Here is a 17,574-nt window from a genome sequence, read left to right as displayed (position 1 = left end):
CTATCCTAACCAAATGAATTTAGCGATAAACAGTAAGCCCAGAATCACCACGCTGGGATTTAAATCCTGGTAGCGACCGGCCAACAATTTTACCACGACGTAACTGATAAACCCTAACGCGATGCCGTCGGCAATGGAGTACGTCAACGGCGTCATTAATAACACCACGGCCACCGGTGCGGCCTCGGTAATGTCCTCCCAGGCGACGTCCTTAAGCGTGAACAGCATCAATACGGCGACATAAATGATGGCACCGGCCGTCGCATACGGAGGAATCATGCCGGCCAGCGGTGCAAAAAACATCGCCAGCAAAAACAGCACCGCCACCGTTACCGCCGCTAGGCCGGTTTTGCCACCGGAAGCAACACCCGCCGCCGACTCAATGTAGCTGGTCGTGGTTGATGTGCCCATGATCGAGCCTGCCACCGTCGCCGTGCTGTCCGCCATCAACGCTTTTTCTAAGCGCGGCATCTCGCCCCCCGGCTTGGCGATGCCGGCGCGTTGAGCAACGGCCAATAAGGTACCAGAGGTGTCAAATAAGTCGACGAATAGAAAGGCAAAAATCACCGACAACATACCCAGATCAAACGCCGCTGCGATATCCATCTGCATAAAGGTCGGTGCCAGCGACGGAGGCATGGAAACCAGACCGTTGTAATCCACCAGCCCCAGCGTGACCGCAATCACCGAAATCAGCAAAATACTGATCAGTGCGGCGCCCTGCACTTGGCGCGCTACCAAGCCAATGATGAGGAAAAACCCGGCTGCGGCTAACAACACCGAGGTATCCCCTAAATCCCCCAGTGCCACCATGGTCGCGTCACTGGCGACAATGATGTTGGCATTTTTCAGGCCAATCAGCGCCAGGAATGCGCCAATGCCTGCAGCAATGGCCAACCGCAATGTGGTCGGGATGGATTTGATGATCCATTCACGGATACGAAACGCCGACAGCAGGAAAAAGATGATGCCGGAGAAAAAGACCGCGCCTAACGCCGTTTGCCAGGTATAACCCATGCCAAACACCACGGTGTACGTAAAAAACGCGTTTAATCCCATGCCCGGCGCCAGCGCCACCGGATAATTTGCCCACAGCCCCATCACCAGACAGCCAATGGCGGCCGCCAGACAGGTCGCGACAAAGACCGCACCATAATCCATCCCGGTCTCGCTTAAAATCGAGGGGTTGACGAAAATGATGTAGGCCATGGTTAGAAAGGTGGTGATACCACCAATGATTTCTGATTTGACCGAACTGCCCTGTGCGTTAATTTTAAATAGACGCTCAAGCAATCCCGTCGAAGAAGAGGAAGTTTGCGCTTGCTTCATGAACGATTCCCGGAAAATGGCGTTGTCATAAGAAGCGGCGTATTCTATCCTATTCGGCCCAAAGTTTGAACGAAAGAGAGAGCTATGCCGACTGTTTATTTTATCGATGCTGATGGCAATCAGTTTGAAGCAGAAGCCGAAGCCGGCACCAACGTCATGGAAGTCGCTGTCGACAATTTTATTGATGGTATCGTCGGCGAGTGCGGTGGCGTGCTGTCCTGCGCCACCTGCCACTGTTATGTCGATGAAAAATGGCTCGACAAACTTGAGCCGGCGTCTGAGCAGGAAGAAGATATGCTCGATATGGCAATAGAACCAAAAGACAACAGCCGTCTAAGCTGCCAGATCGAGCTTACCGAAGCGTTGGACGGGCTGGTCGTGCACTTGCCAAAGTCACAGTTCTAAGCGACGCCCTGCAACCGCACTAAGACTTCATCATGATAACCGGTGATGACCGCAATCAGTCCCGACCATTCCTGGTCGAGCGTTTCATCACCGCTATCCAATAACAGTGGCCGCCCCTGTAGCGATTCCAGCTTACTTTTGGTTGCTACCAACCAGACGTTTTCACGCCCAATATGTCGCAGGATCCGAGGGCTGAGCTGTTGGTTACCACGACCCAGAACATGCCCCTGGCCACCGATGACGGTGATCACCAGTTTCACCTTACCGGGTTCGATGTTAGCCACTTGCTGATACAACTGTTGCTCAGTTAAGTCACTGCCAAGCAGTTGCTGATCATGCACCAAATCAACGCCGAGTAACGTGTTCTCAAGCCCCATTTCTTCCATCACCGCGGCCACGGTTGAGCCTGAACCCATCACTAAGTACTCGTCATCGACGCGCTCGATCACTTCGGCGGCGATATCGGCGAGCACCAGCTCATCGCTTTCAATACCGCCCATTTTTACCGCCTGCACGTATTCCAGTTCGGCCGGTATCAGCATATCGCCATAGCGTCTGGCCTTTACCGTGCCCTGCCGAAACAGTGCTTCGTCAATGTCCATCACATCGGCGCGCTTAAGGCTTGAGAGCTCGCCGCGAACAATACGTTCAACCACTCGCCCGGCCGCTTTAGGGCTGACCGCATAAACGCCCGAATGAATTTTCACCCCCGCGGGAATGCCAAGCACCAACTGTTCGTCGTCGATCACTTCGTAGACATCCCGCGCGGTGCCATCGCCACCGGCAAACAACAGCAGGTCAACGCCCTCCGCCTGGATCGCAGCCACCGCTTGTTGGGTGTCTTGTGCGCTGGTTTCAGTATCCGCCGGAGTAAATACCGTACGATATGAAAAACCCAACTGGCGCAGTACATCGGCGCCCATAGCGCCACTGCAAGTGACAAATTCGAGCGCCTCCTGCTGTGGCTGCAATAGCGTCAACGCCTGCGTCACACGCTGCTGTGCCTTCGGCGTTGCGCCAAGTTTCAGTGCCTGTTCGCGGGTGGCTTTACCGTCGCTGCCCTTAAGAGCGACGGAGCCGCCAACACCCGCAAAGGGATTGATGATTAAACCGACAACTAAACGGCTTGTGCTCATTACTCGTTATTTTCCTCAGCTTCTTCCTGAATGGCTTCACCGGCGGCTTCAAGATCCTCGCCGGCCCCCTCAATGGTTGCGCAGCCGGCTACACTCAGCGCTAACAACAACATCATGGTTCGACGTAACATCGCATCACTCCTTCAGTTTTGATTAACGGTCGGTAACCGCGTTAGCTCGGTTAACGACGGCCACGGGTTACCGTAGTAACGACACAAGGCCTGCGCAAATTGTTGAGCGCGTGTCGGTATATGACTACGGTGATAGGTGATTAATTGATCTTTTACCGCGGCCGTGAACGCGGCACGGTCAACCTCGATACCACTGAGGTTGTCGACACTCACCTGAAACGGGACTCCGGCACACAATGAGAATAGCCATTCCAGTGCCTGCGGCTTTCGCTCCACACGTTCAAACTGCCGCTGCTGTTGTTCGTTGCGGCCATCCGGTTCATACCAGTAACCGTAATCGAAAATATGCCGGCGTACTTTGCCGGCGATGCACCAATGGCTGATTTCATGCAATGCCGACGCATAAAAGCCATGCGCGAACACCACCCGATGATAGCGCTGATGCTGACCGGCAGGACAATAATAAGGCTCGTCGTCACCGGCCACCAGTATGGTTTGCTCGGTGTCCTTAAAGCAGCGGTTAAAGACCTCAATCAACTGCTGATAATGATGCGGTTGCTGCATATCAGATAACAGGAGTATCCACGCTGACATCGGCATTCTGAGCGCGATGCCTTAACCAATGATCAACCAGAACCAAAGCCGTCATAGCCTCCACGATCGGTACCGCGCGGATACCCACACAGGGATCGTGCCGGCCTTTGGTGATGATCGCCTGCGGTTGGCCAAAACGATCGATGGTTTTACCGGACACACTGATGCTGGATGTCGGTTTAAAGGCGACGTCCGCGGTCAGTGTCTGTCCGGTACTGATACCACCAAGCACACCCCCGGCATGGTTGGAGCAAAAGCCCTCAGGGGTCATCTCATCACGATGTTCACTGCCACGCTGAGCGACCACCGCAAAACCGTCACCGATGGCAACCGCTTTGGCCGCGTTGATGCTCATCAGCGCTTTGGCCAAATCCGCATCGAGCCGATCGAATACCGGTTCACCCCAGCCCGGTGGTAGTCCGGTCGCCTGCAGGTGTATTTTTGCGCCAATCGAGTCGCCTTCTTTGCGCAACCTGCGTATCAGTTGCTCAAAGTCACTGACAACCGTCGCATCGGGACAAAAGAAATCATTGTCGTTGACCGTCGTCCAGTCCAGCTGCTGTGCCTTTATATCGCCCATCTGCGTTAGCCCGGCACGGATTTCGATACCCTGCTGAGCCAACAATTTAGCGGCAATCGCACCGGCTGCCACACGCATTGCGGTCTCGCGCGCGGACGAACGACCGCCGCCACGATAGTCACGAAAACCGTATTTATGCTGGTAGGTATAGTCGGCGTGCCCTGGTCGAAAAGCGTCTTTTATCTGCGAGTAATCCTGGCTGCGCTGATCGGTATTGCGGATCAGCAGGCCAATCGGCGTTCCGGTGGTTTTACCCTCGAATACGCCAGAGAGAATTTCCACCTGATCCGGCTCACGCCGTGCCGTCGTGTAACGGTTATTGCCGGGCCGGCGCCGATCCAGCGCTTGCTGAATATCAGCCTCGCACAGCGCCAGCCCCGGTGGACAGCCATCAACCACGGCACCCAGCGCCGCTCCATGACTTTCACCAAAGGTGCTGACGCGAAATAATTCGCCAAAGCTGCTACCCGCCATAACGACTCCGATGCGCTTCCAGTTGTTGTTTTGACAGCACAAAGACGCCGTCGCCGCCGCGTTCAAACTCAACCCAGACAAACGGCGTTTCCGGATACTTTTCGTTTAACGCCGGCATCGAGTTTCCGACTTCACAAAAGAATAAGCCGTGCTCGGTCAGGTGATCGGCGGCCTGCAACAGCATTTTATCAACCAGCTCCAGACCATCATCGCCGGCCGCAAGACCCAGTTCTGGTTCGTGGTGGTACTCATCCGGCAGATCAGCCATATCATCGGCGTCCACGTACGGCGGATTGCTGACGATAAGGTCATAGCGCTCGCCCTGGATGCCATCAAACACATCCGATGCCAATGGGATGACTTGTTGTTCAAGGCCATGTTCTGCAATATTTTGCTCTGCCACCAACAGCGCATCGGTGGACACATCAGTGGCATCCACCTGTGCTTCCGGGAACGCATACGCACAGGCGATGGCAATGCAGCCACTGCCGGTACAGAGATCAAGAATCCGTTGCGGCTGGTGTTGCAACCAGGGTTGGAAGCCCTGTTCAATCAGCTCGGCCATCGGTGAACGCGGCACCAGTACCCGTTCATCGACATAAAACGGTAAGCCGGCAAACCATGCCTGATGAATGAGATAAGCGGCAGGTTTACGCAATTCGATGCGCTGCTTTAACAACTCCAGATAGGCAGACTTTTCGTCACGGGTTAAGCGACAATGGCGCGCATCGAGCAACTCGTCAGGCGTTAGCTGAGTAACATGACCAAGCAACACACGAGCTTCTTCTACTGCGTTGGCATTGCCATGGCCAAAATAAAGTTGTTGCGCGATCATTTGGCTGACGCTCCAGCGTAACAGATCGTCGATGCTGTGCAGGTCTTGCAGGGCATGGTCTAATATCGTTGGGTTCAACGGCGTCTCCGGTTAACAGATTATCTGAGTTTCTATGTTAGACTGATAGAGTAACCGAAAAAGGCATCAGAATCATCCATCATGAGCTCGTTTAAAAAAGCATTAACAGCAACTACGCCCAAGCTGGACGAGGACGACAGCGATTTGTTCAGGGCTGCGGTTAAAGGTACCCGGACACTGACCAATGACACCGTCGAGCCGTTACCGGCGCGACAAAAAGTGCGCCAGAAGCAACGTCGTCAGCAGCAATTTCCGGAAGCCGAAGTCAGTCGCGCCAGCAGCGATTTCTTTTCCGATCAGTTTCAGGGCTACGTGGCCGAAGGTACCGTGAAATACGTCGTCGAGGGCGAATCACATTATCTGCTGAAACAGTTGCGGCGCGGTGATTTTGCACCGGAAATGTTACTCGACTTGCATGGTTTAACGTTGGCAGCCGCAAAGCAGGAATTGGCGGCTATGTTTAAGGCCTGCGAAAAACAGCTGATTGAATGTTGCTCAATCATGCACGGCCATGGTAGCGGGAAATTGAAACAACAAATACCGCACTGGCTGATCCAGTATCCGGGGCTGCGTGCATTTCATCAGGCACCCAAAGAATGGGGTGGCGACGCCGCCATTCTGGTGTTAATCCAGCGGCGCGACTAACGTCCGTTTAGCCGGCGCAGCGCTCGGCCACCATCAACTGTTCAAAGTGACCGCGTTGGGTGACCGGATCAAACTCCATCACGGCGATCGCGGCAGTGGGGAAGATCGGCGGTTGCTTGGCGCGATCAATTTCGTGAACCAGATAACTGACCAACGGCATATGTGAGACCACCAGCACCTGTTGGTAATCGTGCGTTTCAATTTCAGCAGCCAACGCGGCCAGCGCCTGTTTTGGGTTAGTATCCGGTATCAGTTCATACAAGTCTTGTCGCTGACGACAGTTTACCCGCCCCATGGCGACCGTTGCCGTCTGCTGAGCGCGAATATAAGGACTGATTAAACAGGCATCCAGTTGCCCGGCCTGTTCGGCCAACCACTGTGCCGTGGTCGCAACTTCCCGCTCACCCTCAGGTGTTAAGCGACGTTCTTCATCGGCTTGTGCGGACAACGGCAATACCGCATGACCGTGACGCATGATGTACAAACGCATGGCTACTCCTTACTTCGTTGGCGACGCTGAGTATCAGGCCGACCACCGGTCACTTTATCGGCACGGCCTTCTTCTTTTGCACGCTCAGCCCGGCGTTTACGAACCGCTTTGGGGTCGGCGATCAAGGGCCGGTAAATCTCGATACGATCACCGTCTCTGGGGGTCGCATCGAGTTTCGCGGCTTTGTTCCAGATGCCGACTTTCTGCTGACTCAGATCGATTTCCGCAAAATGCTCAACAATCCCCGATTGCTCGATGCATTGTTGTACCGTGGTGCCTTCAGGCACCTGCACCGTCAGAATCAATTGTTTTTCCGGTGTTGCATAAGCCACTTCTATCGTCAGCATGTTCATGATTATCCGTACACCTGTTTGGCTCGCTCAGCAAAGGCATCGACCATACGCGCGGTTACTTCACCAAAAATTTTACCAAACGCCATTCCCAGCAAGCGGCTGGAGAATTCAAAATCCAGCTCAAACTGAATTTTACAAGCGTCTTCTGCTAACGGCACAAAACGCCAGCCACCACCGAGTTGCTTAAACGGCCCATCAACCAACTGCATTTCAATCCGCTCCGGCGGACGCAGTTGATTGCGCGTGGTAAAACTTTTGCGAATACCGGCTTTACTGATGTCCAGGCTGGCCACTTTATAATCGTCGCCCTGCTCAAGTACTCGTGCACCGACACAACCGGGCACAAATTGTGGGTACGCATCAATGTCATTAACTAAGTCAAACATCTGTTGTGCACTGTATGAAACCAGCGCACTTTTTTCGATTCTGGGCATGATCTTCCTACTGCCAAATTCGGTTTGCGCAATAATAACGCAATCTGCCAGCCTTTCTAGTCCTGAAAGCAATTTTCTTTTACTGAATCATGGGTATAATAGCGCTCATGAGCAAAAAGAAACCACAACAATCAAGCAGCACCATTGCGCTTAATAAAAAAGCGCGGCACGAGTATTTCCTTGAGGAAAAATTCGAGGCCGGTATCAGTTTGCAGGGATGGGAAGTTAAAAGCATTCGTGCAGGCAAGGCCAACATCAGGGACAGTTACGTCATTATTAAAGATGGCGAAGCGTACCTACTTGGCGCTGAAATTCAGCCACTGAATCAAGCCTCAAGTCACGTTTACTGTGAACCGGACCGCAGCCGCAAATTATTATTGAAGCGTAAAGAGCTGGATAAACTGATCGGAGCCGCCGAGCGTGAAGGCTACTCTATTGTAGCTACGGCGATGTATTGGCGTGGCCCTTGGGTCAAGGTCGAATGCTGGCTGGCTAAAGGTAAGAAGTCTCACGACAAACGAGACACCATTAAAGAGCGTGACTGGCAGCGGCAGAAGTCGCGCATCATGAAACACTCCGTTCGTTAAGCTAATCTGCCGTTACGACGGGCGCCTGCAATTCGCCATACCAGTGCCCGTCGACAACGGTTCCTGCCACCTTTGCCAGCAGCCGTTGCTGCCATTGAGGTTGCGCTAGCGGCAAACGGTAGACCACCCGCTCGGCACTGTACTCTGTTATCTCAAACGGCCAGATGATCGCGCTGCTGTGCTGTGTCGCGCTGAGTTCCGCCGCCGTTGGCATCCGCCCCAGTCGACGTTGTTCAGCAACAATCAGGTGATTTCGGTTGATAATGGCATTGGCAACCACGTCGACATACACGGCCTGAGTTCTGACACGGAGCAGCAGCGCGCTGGATACAGCACTGCTCAGCAATAATCCAAACAGTGCCAGGCTCAGCATGATCATGCCGCGCGCACGTCGACCGTCAGGGCAGCGCAACACGTTGCAGTTTTAGCAATTGATCCAACAATACCGCATCGCCAGCACTCAACTCACCCAGTTCGGCGCGCGCCTGCATCAATGTCGCCGTGGTTTGCCGCAAACGCACCAACGCCAGGTTATGCCAACTGAGGCGATCATTAGCATCATAGCGCAACGCTTGCTGATACGCCTGTTCGGCAGCCGCCAGCCGCTGTTGCCGAAACTGAATATTACCAAGCAAGCGCCAACTTTGTGGTGTATCCAACTGACGCAAATGCAAACGGTTCAATTGCTGCTCGGCGGTCAATAAATCACCTTGTAAATACCACTGCTTAGCCTGTTCATAAACCTGTTGCTGCTCCTGCGTCTCGGCCACGGTCGACTGGCAGCCCTGCGCCAGCAATAGCGATGGCAATAGCAAAATAATTCGGATCAGTAGCTTCAAATTGAGCATGTTCTGGCACTCCTTGCCGGTTAAAAATAAGTTGCTGACCAAGCCAGTGTTGCAGCGGCCAGGGACTGAACGAAGCCAGCTCAAGAACACTGTCACAGCCTTTAAAATAACGTACCTGCCCAGGGCAGACGTGACGCTCAACCTGACGAATACGCTGTTCCTGATCCAGTCCCAGCACGTCGATCGGCGCTTTCATGCCAAAGGTATGAATACTGCGGCAGCGCGGAAACCAAAAAGCCTGATACGCGGCCGGTTCGGGAACCTTAATCAACCCCCACAAACGTTCACCAAAGCCACTCATTTTGCGCCCCATTGGCCAAATAACCGGATAATCAGTCATTACAGTCCACCTTCGCTAAGCTGCAATACAATGGGACCCAAAATGACCAGAAAATTAACCGGGAAGAAGCAGGTCATCAGCGGAAAAAGTAACTTTACCGGCGCTTCCTGCGCCCGTTTCTCGGCCTCATTCAGCAATTGCTGGCGCATTTGTAACGAGTGAAAACGCAACGTCGTGACCAGACTACTGCCCTGCTGATGGCCCTGAATTAACAGTCCGGTCCATTCATTTAACAACGGTAGCCGGTAGCGTCCGGCAAGACGTTGTAACGCCTCGGCAAACGGAACCCCCTGCCGCAGTTGTTGATTGACTCGAGCAATTTCAGCGGCCAGCCGCCCTCCTTCACAAGCACTGGCAACCCTCGCCATCGCCGGTATCAGCGGAATACCGGCAGCAATCATCATCGCCAACATATCGCAAAAATCCGGCAGCTCTTTAACCACCGCGCGTTGTTTTACTTTAAACCGGTTCTGGTTTTTACTGATTTGCAGTAACGGTAACAGGCTGACGGCCATCAACAGCAGAGGTTCGCCGTAATGGGCACTGAGCACCGCCATCAGCATTAGCAGCGCAGACCAGCCAATAATCACTCGATGGATGTACGGATTTTTCTGTTCACTGTCGAACCATTGCTGCAGCCGTCGACTTAATCGCGCCGGCAGGCGTTGCCAAAGATACTGACTGCACTGGTCCAGGCGTTCCGGTAGCCGCACCCAGCGCCACAGCCGCCACAATAAATAGAACATCAAAACCATACAGATAAAGGTCATGGGAAACAGCAATAACAGCATTAAAAGTCATCCGTATTGAGGATTTTCTTCATCATCCAACCACCAATGCACATTAATACCGCCGCAGCCACTAACATCAACTGCCCCACCAATGTATCGGTGAGCATAGCGATGTGGTCGGGTTTCATACTGCGCAGTAACAAAAACAACGCAACCGGCATCAGCACCAATATCCGCGCCTGCATTTTAGCCTGCGACGACAAGGTCGCCTGGCGTTCCCGAATGTGTTCCTGCTGTTGTAAGTTATCGGCCAGCCGCATCAATAAATCCGACTGCTGGCCGCCACTGCGAAACCCCAATATCAATGACTGCACGACCATTTTTACCGAGAATATGGGGACCCGTTGTTGCCAGCCCAGCAGCGCTTGCTCCAAGTCCTGGCCTAGCTTTACCTGACGCAGTACTTCATTGATTTCTTGTCCCAGTGGCGCCGCGATTTCACCTTTCAGGCCGTTAATGGCATTCGCCATACTGATACCGCTGCGTAATTGATTACTGAGCGTGACCAGCATCGGTGCCAGTTGTTTTTGCAAAGCCCGGTAGCGGCGCTTTAATAGCCATTTGTAGCCCATCGGCGGCGCCACCAAGACAACCCCGAAACACACCAACGCGCTGAACCAGTCGCCGACCAGCCAACCTAATAACGGTGACATCACACACAGCGAAAGATACAGGCGCACCAGTATTTTTACCGGCAGGAACAGGAAAAATTCCTGTAGTGAACGCTGTGCGTTGCTTTCCAACGCGCCTTCTAAGGTTTTTAAGCGCTGTCGGTTAAACTGAAGCAACAGTGAACACCAAAAGACCGTGCTCAATAACAGACAAAACGCCACCAATACTTGCATCAGCATGTCAGTTCACCAGACAGTCCATTAATTGCGCCTGAACCTGATCATCCTGCTGCTGCGCGAACTGACACAGGGTCTGACAACTTTCTAACTGCCCGGACTGGCGGGTTCGCTCAAACAAACTGGCCACCTGTAACGTATCACCGTCAAGTCCGGTCACTTCGTTAATGCTCATCACCACCCGTCGGCCATTCGATAAGCGGGCTATCTGTACAATAATATCCACCGCACTGGCCACCTGCTGCCGAATGGCGATAACGGGTAACTCTATACCTCCCATCAACACCATCACTTCCAGTCGCCGCAGGGCATCTCGCGCGGTATTGGCGTGGACGGTACTCAATGATCCGGCGTGCCCGGTATTCATCGCCTGCAACATATCCAATGCTTCCGCACCGCGACATTCACCCACCACCAACCGATCCGGGCGCATCCGCAGCGCGTTGATGACCAATTCACGAATGCCCACCGCTCCTTGTCCCTCCTGGTTTTTCGGACGCGCCTCCAAACTGATTAAATTTTCGTGACCCAATTGCAACTCGGCCGCATCTTCGATGGTGATTACCCGTTCGCCCGCCGGAATGTTGCTGGATAACGTGTTGAGTAACGTCGTTTTACCGGTTCCGGTACCACCGGAAACAATGATGTTTTGCCGACATTGCACCGCCAGTATCAAAAATTTTGCCGCCGCTGCAGACAGAGATCCGGATGCAATCAGATCATCCAGCGTCAGCGGTTTGGCCGCAAATTTACGAATCGTAAGACAGCTTCCTTTCAGCGCCAACGGCGGTATCACGGCATTGACCCGGGAACCATCTTTGAGTCGCGCATCAACCATCGGCGAGGCATCATCAACATGTCGCCCCAGTGGTAGTACAATCCTGTCAATGGCGCGTCGCAGTGCCTGTTCAGAGCTGAATTGGATCGGTGCTTGTTGTAGCCTGCCGGACTGCTCAATAAAAATTTGATCAAACCGATTTACCATAATTTCTGACACCGATTCATCGCCTAACAGCGGTTCCAACGGCCCTAAGCCAATTGCCTCATCCACCACCTCTCTGATTAAATGATGATGCTGTTCACTCGCCGCTGCCTGGGCACTGAGGTAACGTGTCGCGTGGTCTCGCAAGTCCTCATCACTGAGTTCGTCCATCAATGCATCCCGTTGATCCAAATGCTGACGCAGTTGTTGCTGCAATTGTTGCTTCAGCTCATTCATCGTTCACCTCCTGTAAACCGACACACCCCGCCTGTTCAAGCCAGTGTTGTTGTTGCTGCTGTCGTTGCCATTGCTGTTGGTGGCGTTGTTCTGCCGCATCCAGCCGCTCGGTCGTCACCATGATCACGAGTTCGGTCTGTTGCTGCCGCTGTTCCTGCGCCTGAAAGAGTTTGCCCAGTAACGGCACGTCATTGAGCCCCGGTATTGCCGACTCATTCAAGCTGTGTTCATGGCTCAGTAATCCAGACAGCACTAACGTGGTTCCCTCCGCGGCCAGAAACACAGAGTCGGTACGGCGGGTCAGAATGCCGGGAACACCGTTAACGGAAACCGCCGGATCCAAATTACTGACTTCGGCACTCAACACGGTTTTAATTTTATCGGTCGCGGTCACTTCCGGCGCGATATTCAACTTGATGCCGTACTCACGAAATTCGACGTCCTGCATACCTTGCGCCACCACCTGCGGGATCGGAATTTCGCCGCCGGCCAGAAAGGCAGCACTTTCTCCGCTTTGTGCCGAAAGTGTGGGGCTGGCCAACAGCTTTGCGTGGCCCTGCTGCTGCAATAGATTCAGCGTCGATTCCATTTGCGCTGACCAGGCAAACATCCCCTTGATCGCTGTCGCCGCTGTTGGACCGCTGGTTGCACTTTGCCATTCAATACCTAACTGGCGTAATTGTTGGCGTTTTATTTCGAGAATTTTTACGCTCAATCGCAACATCGGCGGATCGGTCAGCGTCACCTCGGTCTGTACCAACAACTGTTGATACTGGCTCGCCAGTACACTGAGCTTTTCCTCACTCACGGCGGATACCATGCCATCGGCAATGACGAAATTACGGTGTCGGGTGATGCGCAAGTCCGGCTCAACCTGCTGCAACGCCGACAGTTCGAGCTCAAGCCTTTCATCCAGCGGCCGCTCAATGGTTACCCGCAGTCGTTGGGGCGTATCGTTGATCAACCAAACATCGGTGTAGCCCGGCGCGAGTCCTTTCATCAGCAGCTGCGTCGGAGTTACCAATCGCACCGCCAATTTGGACTCGTCGCCAACCATTACCTGAGTATTGTCCGGCAGGGTTACTGTTTCAGAACCATTCACCAGCAGCGTGATCGTCGATTTGTCGGCGGCCAACGCGGGGGTAGCCGACAGCACGAGCAGAATGAGAACAAACAACTTCAGTTGCAGACGCATATCAGTGCTCTCCCTGCCAGCTAAGAATGCGCGCCGATGGCGCCACCGGTTGCCAGATAGATAACGATGAGTTCATTTGCTTAGCCCGCACCGATAATGCGTAATTGTCATTCTGGTAGCGCGTAAATGCTGCGATTTCAGCGGCCGGCACTAACACCGTGATACCGGCAAACGCATGACCGTAGTCACCGTCCGTTGCGCCCAAATCAAAGATCGATAAGTTGCTGAAGGTGTGCTGTCGAACATCACCCTGCTGGCTGTCTTCGGCGAAGGTGATATCCACTCGGTCACCGACCGCCAGTAAGCCATTGTGGCGAGCAACGTCGGTTGCCGGTAACGTAACCGCAAAATGGTCAGCCGGGAGCTGCCGGCTTAAACCGGCAAAGTTGTTGCTGATGAGCATGGCTTCAGTCATCGGCTCACCCTGTTGAACATCGTACTTGAGCCGTTGCCCCAGCAGTCCGGCAACCTGTTGTTGTGACAACCATTGCGAGCTGATTAGGTGTTCAGGAAATTCACGTAGCGCCAACGCATCGGCAAATACCTGTTCATCGGCCTGCATCGCGCGTGCAAATACCACCACCGCAATCCCTTCGGGCTCGGCCTCGGCGAGCCGCCGCTGCGTTTCTTCGGACAGGTACTTTTGTAAAAATAACAAGGTCAGTGCCGTCATCACCAAACTGATGATCAATATCGCCGCCCATTTTAACTTTCCGGTCACAACCCACTCCCTGGCGCTAAACCAATGTAGTTAAAAATAAAATGATAATGCTCGATAACCCGCACGCCCCACTCACGCAACTGCTCGGTGAGGTTGAGCTGGCGTTCGCTCAACCATAAAATCGTGCTCAGTGCCAGTCCTACCAGCAACCACTCAACCGTGGCCTGCCCTGTCTGATACCTCATCGCAATAGCGTCACAAAGGTCCAGTCACCGTGCTGACTAAACACCAGCCGACCATCGTTGTCTTTTAATAGCCATAGGTCATCCTCCTGCTCAAGGGTCTTAATCTCTGCAATCCGCTGCGCCAGCCGGAACCTTAATTGGCGCTGCAAACGCGGCATCGGTTTGTTGGAAAAATACAGGTAAACTTCGCTGCCGTTACTCTCACTCACACTGAGTAAATCCAGCCCCATGGGCAGCGGTGAGTCGCGCTCGACAACCGGGTTAACGACCGGCATTAACACCCACTGGCCGCTGCTGTATTCAAGAAAGGTCCAGCGCCTGCCAGCAATTTCGCAAAGCCAAAAGTTACTCAGTTTCTGTTCAGTGCATTGGGGATACCAGCGCTGCAGTAACGTCCAGTCCGGTTGCTGCGGCTCAATTAAGCGATACGCCGTAGTTGCCGCGAAAACCCGCACTTCAAGCGGTTGCCACTGCCACTGTTCAAAGCCCGCAGGAATGTCCATTCTCATACCTCATGTTATTCAGCCTAACGATACGGAATTTGTGTGAGTGCCCGCTCCGGCACCACATCAGCATCAACGTGCCCGAAGATTAACGAGTCAGAAGCAAGTTCCTTAGCGATTGGTAGCCAGCCCAAACCGTCTTGCACAACGGTAACCACCCGGTTCGATAACAGTGAATTCAACACAAACAAAGCCGGCCTTGATTGCAGTTGCTCAGCTCGAGTGGGTGACCAGGCATCGGTAATGCGAGCCATCGGGTAATCAGCCGCCTCGGTTTGCTCGTCAGCGGCGACAGACGTGCGCAGATTATTGGTGTCAAAGTCCAGCTCAACCAAATTACTGAGTGAACTGAGTACGCGTCCGCTGGCACGGGCAGAAGGATAGTCATCCGTCGTCTGTGTCACTCCCGGATCCGCCGTTCGAGCCCAAATGGCGTGCCGTTGCGCCGTTAACGCCGCTTCATTATTGTGCGCCGCTGGCATCAGTTGTTGCTGCAGCATCAACACAACCAGCAGCATCAGCGTTAGGCCGATAACGGCTTCGATCAGGACCTGTCCCTTAGCCATTGCGAGCCCACTCCTTGGCGGCAATCGCCGCTTTATCGACGTTGCTCAACGGCACCAGGTTCGGTTCCCACAGGGCGTTAAATAAATTGTCGCTTTCGAATTGTCGATCGCCCCGCGGAAACAAGGATAACGGGCGCGAGAAGCGGACTTCGGCCCGCGCGTGAGCAACCTGCCCCGTTGCCTTATCTCGGATACCGACCACTAACGCATTGGCACCATATTTTTTATGATTTCGCAGGGTTAAATAGTGAAACGATGGTATCGCCACTCGATAGCTTTTCATGGATGCCCAGGCCAGGTCGGTCACCTGCTTGTTGAGACTGAACGCATCACCATAGACGGTATGATGGCCGCGGCTCGCCCAATAACGGCGATAACTCGCCCTGGCACCCCAGCCAATTGGCGCAACAATGTAATCGCGATGAAAAACCTTTAAGTGAACCGCAACCGAGTCAATGGCATTCCAATTCCAGATGCCATTTGCGAGGGTTTCCAGTTCATTGCCGCCCGCCTTGACGACTTTGGTATTCATTATTTCTAACCAGCGATAGCTGCGTGACGTGGTAAAAGGGTCACGACTGTGCAGAACCAGTTGCTTAAAAAAATTGGAATCCTTGCGTTTACGAGTAGAACGGGTATTGGTCATACTGACCCACAGCGCCGGAAAAGGCACCATGCTTCCGCCCTGGAACGCATCCCAGTCCAGCTCGGGGTCATGCTTTTCGATCACCGCCCGAATCGACAGCCAGGTTTCCGCAATCATAGCCGCTTCCAGTGCCACTAAGGCCAGCGAAATTGCTTTAATAACCGCCGCATGAAACAGCAACAACTTTTCGATGATCGGGTCAACGACGTCATCAACCCGTGACATCGCCCGCATCAACGCCATCATGAACCCCTGAACTCCCGGAATCCACATCATTAACAGCGCGGTATTGAAGACCGCTTGTTTTGCCATCATTAACCAGCTCGCTAAACCAACCCATTGCGCAACCGCCACTTGATTGGCGATTAATGCCCGGTTCAGCACCGCCGATACATTGAACTGACGTGCCATCAGCGTTGCACCGCTGTATGCCGCGTTATCGGCAACGGTTTGTAAATACCACTGCCGGCGCGCATGCTCGCCCATCCGTGATGTCGCCATCAGCATCAACACCATTAAAAACACAGCGGCGGCCATCACCGTCAGTGTCTGACCGCGCTGCTGTTGTTGCCGGGCTCTAAAACGGAACAACTACTGGTTTCCTTGTTCGGTTGCTTCGTCGTAATTGCCCAGATTAATGTCCTGGTTAGCATTAGTGGCAGCAGAACGCGACGACTGGCGCGCCCGATTTAACTGCTGACTGGAGGACTGACCGGTCATTTCCTGAGCCAGACCGGCAACCTGGTTACGGATTGATTTACCAAACAACGAGTAGACACCAATTGCAGCAACCGCAATCAATGCAACAATAATGATGTATTCGGTCATGCCCTGACCGGCAATACGACGAAGAGAGATAGGTTGAGTAAGCATAAGCGGCCTCCTGATAGGCTACGTTGAGAAAACGCAGAGTATAGGAGGCCGTTTTAGGGGGCGTGATCGATGTCGTCGATCACTTACTCGATATTCAGATATTTATGCATCTGCACGGACAGGCGCCAGTTACGCTCAATACAGGTTCGCATCGCAAGCTCGGTTGCCCGCGGCCGCTGACTGATGGGCTGAAGGCAGATTTGTACGTCATCACGCAGCGAATTTTGCGCCAATAACCTATCCAACGCGTCAATATGTTTCTGCATCGCAATGGGGTGTTTGATTTCATTAGCCCGCGCCATACAATCGGGCCGCACCAAATAACCGCCGGGCATATCGAGCTTCGGCGATACCGTTACCCAGGTCGCTGCTGTGACCTGTAGGGTAAAGGTACCGCTGGTCTCGATCTGCAACCGCATGCCCTGCGCCTCTAACGCTTCGCCCAGCGGCTGTAGATCGAACATGGCCGGTTCACCGCCGGTAATCACAACATGACGGGCATGGTAACCCTGCTGTTGTATCAGCGCCAGAATGTCGTCCGGCGTCATCGCCGCCCATTGTGGCGAAGCCGAGGTTTTCGCCATCATGGTGGCAATACTAACCTCATCCTCCGCTCGCGTTTCCCAGGTATGTTGCGTATCACACCAGGGGCAACCGACCGGGCAACCCTGCAGACGGATGAAAATAGAAGGCACACCGGTAAAGGTTCCCTCGCCTTGTAACGTTTCAAAAATTTCGTTGATGCGGTATGTCATAGCTTTGGTTAGA

Annotated in this window: 26 protein-coding genes; 3 read left to right on the top strand and 23 right to left on the bottom strand. The window is 53.5% G+C overall.

What is annotated here, in order from left to right; all coding sequences use genetic code 11:
* A complete protein-coding gene (locus tag C5610_RS04470) occupies positions 1–1,293 on the bottom strand; it encodes an NCS2 family permease (protein ID WP_316042306.1) in 1,293 nt (430 codons plus the stop codon).
* 120 nt (positions 1,294–1,413) lie between these two features.
* Here C5610_RS04470 and C5610_RS04465 point away from each other — a divergent pair, with 120 nt between their 5' ends.
* Positions 1,414–1,734: a 2Fe-2S iron-sulfur cluster-binding protein gene (locus C5610_RS04465; protein WP_105306097.1), complete on the top strand. Its 321-nt coding sequence runs from the start codon at positions 1,414–1,416 to the stop codon at positions 1,732–1,734.
* On the opposite strand, the gene C5610_RS04460 is transcribed toward C5610_RS04465, so the two are convergent.
* Genes C5610_RS04460 through prmB form a run of 5 tightly spaced genes read right to left on the bottom strand, consistent with a single transcriptional unit; the run spans position 1,731 to position 5,562 of the window.
* Positions 1,731–2,870 (bottom strand): ATP-NAD kinase family protein, encoded by a 1,140-nt coding sequence (locus C5610_RS04460; RefSeq protein WP_105306096.1) that lies wholly within the window; start codon positions 2,868–2,870, stop codon positions 1,731–1,733. The two genes, C5610_RS04465 and C5610_RS04460, sit on opposite strands and share 4 nt — an antisense overlap.
* Positions 2,870–3,001 carry an entericidin A/B family lipoprotein gene (locus tag C5610_RS04455; protein WP_105306095.1) on the bottom strand — a complete coding sequence of 44 codons (132 nt, stop codon included), beginning with the start codon at positions 2,999–3,001 and terminating at the stop codon, positions 2,870–2,872. Before C5610_RS04455 ends, C5610_RS04460 begins: the two co-directional genes overlap by 1 nt.
* A gap of 12 nt (positions 3,002–3,013) precedes the next feature.
* Positions 3,014–3,595, bottom strand: a complete 582-nt coding sequence (locus tag C5610_RS04450; protein ID WP_316042297.1) for an elongation factor P hydroxylase — start codon at positions 3,593–3,595, stop codon at positions 3,014–3,016.
* Positions 3,567–4,649 carry a chorismate synthase gene (gene aroC / locus C5610_RS04445; RefSeq protein ID WP_105306093.1) on the bottom strand — a complete coding sequence of 361 codons (1,083 nt, stop codon included), beginning with the start codon at positions 4,647–4,649 and terminating at the stop codon, positions 3,567–3,569. Before aroC ends, C5610_RS04450 begins: the two co-directional genes overlap by 29 nt.
* Positions 4,639–5,562, bottom strand: coding sequence for a 50S ribosomal protein L3 N(5)-glutamine methyltransferase (gene prmB, locus C5610_RS04440; RefSeq protein WP_105306092.1), 924 nt, complete (start codon positions 5,560–5,562; stop codon positions 4,639–4,641). The genes aroC and prmB overlap by 11 nt, the downstream gene beginning before the upstream one ends.
* An 81-nt stretch (positions 5,563–5,643) precedes the next feature.
* Between prmB and smrB the strand changes: the two genes are divergently transcribed.
* The gene (gene smrB / locus C5610_RS04435; RefSeq protein WP_105306091.1) at positions 5,644–6,207 is read left to right on the top strand and encodes an endonuclease SmrB; all 564 of its coding nucleotides are present in this window, start codon (positions 5,644–5,646) and stop codon (positions 6,205–6,207) included.
* 7 nt (positions 6,208–6,214) lie between these two features.
* On the opposite strand, the gene sixA is transcribed toward smrB, so the two are convergent.
* Genes sixA through C5610_RS04420 form a run of 3 tightly spaced genes read right to left on the bottom strand, consistent with a single transcriptional unit; the run spans position 6,215 to position 7,484 of the window.
* Positions 6,215–6,697 carry a phosphohistidine phosphatase SixA gene (gene sixA / locus C5610_RS04430; protein ID WP_105306090.1) on the bottom strand — a complete coding sequence of 161 codons (483 nt, stop codon included), beginning with the start codon at positions 6,695–6,697 and terminating at the stop codon, positions 6,215–6,217.
* A 2-nt stretch (positions 6,698–6,699) separates the two neighbouring features.
* The gene (locus tag C5610_RS04425; RefSeq protein ID WP_187346280.1) at positions 6,700–7,050 is read right to left on the bottom strand and encodes an RnfH family protein; all 351 of its coding nucleotides are present in this window, start codon (positions 7,048–7,050) and stop codon (positions 6,700–6,702) included.
* A 2-nt stretch (positions 7,051–7,052) separates the two neighbouring features.
* Positions 7,053–7,484 carry a type II toxin-antitoxin system RatA family toxin gene (locus C5610_RS04420; RefSeq protein WP_105306088.1) on the bottom strand — a complete coding sequence of 144 codons (432 nt, stop codon included), beginning with the start codon at positions 7,482–7,484 and terminating at the stop codon, positions 7,053–7,055.
* 107 nt (positions 7,485–7,591) lie between these two features.
* On the opposite strand from C5610_RS04420, the gene smpB reads away from it, so the two are divergent.
* Positions 7,592–8,071, top strand: a complete 480-nt coding sequence (gene smpB / locus C5610_RS04415; protein WP_105306087.1) for an SsrA-binding protein SmpB — start codon at positions 7,592–7,594, stop codon at positions 8,069–8,071.
* Between the two features lies 1 nt (position 8,072).
* Here smpB and C5610_RS04410 read toward each other — a convergent pair whose 3' ends face one another.
* The 14 genes from C5610_RS04410 to queE form a co-directional block, all read right to left on the bottom strand.
* Positions 8,073–8,450: a hypothetical protein gene (locus C5610_RS04410; protein ID WP_105306086.1), complete on the bottom strand. Its 378-nt coding sequence runs from the start codon at positions 8,448–8,450 to the stop codon at positions 8,073–8,075.
* A 19-nt stretch (positions 8,451–8,469) separates the two neighbouring features.
* Complete coding sequence (locus tag C5610_RS04405) at positions 8,470–8,841, bottom strand: hypothetical protein (protein ID WP_105306085.1); 372 nt, start codon at positions 8,839–8,841, stop codon at positions 8,470–8,472.
* On the bottom strand, positions 8,807–9,259 hold the full coding sequence (locus C5610_RS04400) for a DUF192 domain-containing protein (RefSeq protein WP_105306084.1): 453 nt from the start codon (positions 9,257–9,259) through the stop codon (positions 8,807–8,809). Before C5610_RS04400 ends, C5610_RS04405 begins: the two co-directional genes overlap by 35 nt.
* The gene (locus tag C5610_RS04395) at positions 9,259–10,050 is read right to left on the bottom strand and encodes a type II secretion system F family protein (RefSeq protein WP_105306083.1); all 792 of its coding nucleotides are present in this window, start codon (positions 10,048–10,050) and stop codon (positions 9,259–9,261) included. Before C5610_RS04395 ends, C5610_RS04400 begins: the two co-directional genes overlap by 1 nt.
* Entirely contained in the window at positions 10,050–10,901 is an 852-nt protein-coding gene (locus C5610_RS04390; RefSeq protein ID WP_105306082.1) for a type II secretion system F family protein, read from the bottom strand. Before C5610_RS04390 ends, C5610_RS04395 begins: the two co-directional genes overlap by 1 nt.
* Before the next feature lies 1 nt (position 10,902).
* Positions 10,903–12,117, bottom strand: coding sequence for a CpaF family protein (locus C5610_RS04385; RefSeq protein WP_105306081.1), 1,215 nt, complete (start codon positions 12,115–12,117; stop codon positions 10,903–10,905).
* Positions 12,110–13,312 (bottom strand): type II and III secretion system protein family protein, encoded by a 1,203-nt coding sequence (locus C5610_RS04380; RefSeq protein ID WP_105306080.1) that lies wholly within the window; start codon positions 13,310–13,312, stop codon positions 12,110–12,112. Before C5610_RS04380 ends, C5610_RS04385 begins: the two co-directional genes overlap by 8 nt.
* Before the next feature lies 1 nt (position 13,313).
* The gene (locus C5610_RS04375; RefSeq protein ID WP_105306079.1) at positions 13,314–14,033 is read right to left on the bottom strand and encodes a Flp pilus assembly protein CpaB; all 720 of its coding nucleotides are present in this window, start codon (positions 14,031–14,033) and stop codon (positions 13,314–13,316) included.
* Entirely contained in the window at positions 14,030–14,218 is a 189-nt protein-coding gene (locus C5610_RS04370) for a hypothetical protein (RefSeq protein WP_105306078.1), read from the bottom strand. The genes C5610_RS04375 and C5610_RS04370 overlap by 4 nt, the downstream gene beginning before the upstream one ends.
* On the bottom strand, positions 14,215–14,721 hold the full coding sequence (locus tag C5610_RS04365) for a hypothetical protein (RefSeq protein ID WP_105306077.1): 507 nt from the start codon (positions 14,719–14,721) through the stop codon (positions 14,215–14,217). Before C5610_RS04365 ends, C5610_RS04370 begins: the two co-directional genes overlap by 4 nt.
* A gap of 23 nt (positions 14,722–14,744) precedes the next feature.
* Positions 14,745–15,287: a hypothetical protein gene (locus tag C5610_RS04360; protein WP_105306076.1), complete on the bottom strand. Its 543-nt coding sequence runs from the start codon at positions 15,285–15,287 to the stop codon at positions 14,745–14,747.
* Positions 15,280–16,524 carry a pilus assembly protein TadG-related protein gene (locus C5610_RS04355; RefSeq protein ID WP_105306075.1) on the bottom strand — a complete coding sequence of 415 codons (1,245 nt, stop codon included), beginning with the start codon at positions 16,522–16,524 and terminating at the stop codon, positions 15,280–15,282. Before C5610_RS04355 ends, C5610_RS04360 begins: the two co-directional genes overlap by 8 nt.
* A complete protein-coding gene (locus C5610_RS04350; protein ID WP_105306074.1) occupies positions 16,525–16,806 on the bottom strand; it encodes a Flp family type IVb pilin in 282 nt (93 codons plus the stop codon).
* 83 nt (positions 16,807–16,889) lie between these two features.
* Positions 16,890–17,561, bottom strand: coding sequence for a 7-carboxy-7-deazaguanine synthase QueE (gene queE, locus C5610_RS04345; protein WP_105306073.1), 672 nt, complete (start codon positions 17,559–17,561; stop codon positions 16,890–16,892).
* Between the last annotated feature and the right edge of the window lie 13 nt (positions 17,562–17,574).

This window comes from Idiomarina sp. OT37-5b, assembly GCF_002968395.1.
GTDB lineage: Bacteria > Pseudomonadota > Gammaproteobacteria > Enterobacterales > Alteromonadaceae > Idiomarina > Idiomarina aquatica.
This window is presented reverse-complemented; position numbering and strand designations above follow the sequence as displayed.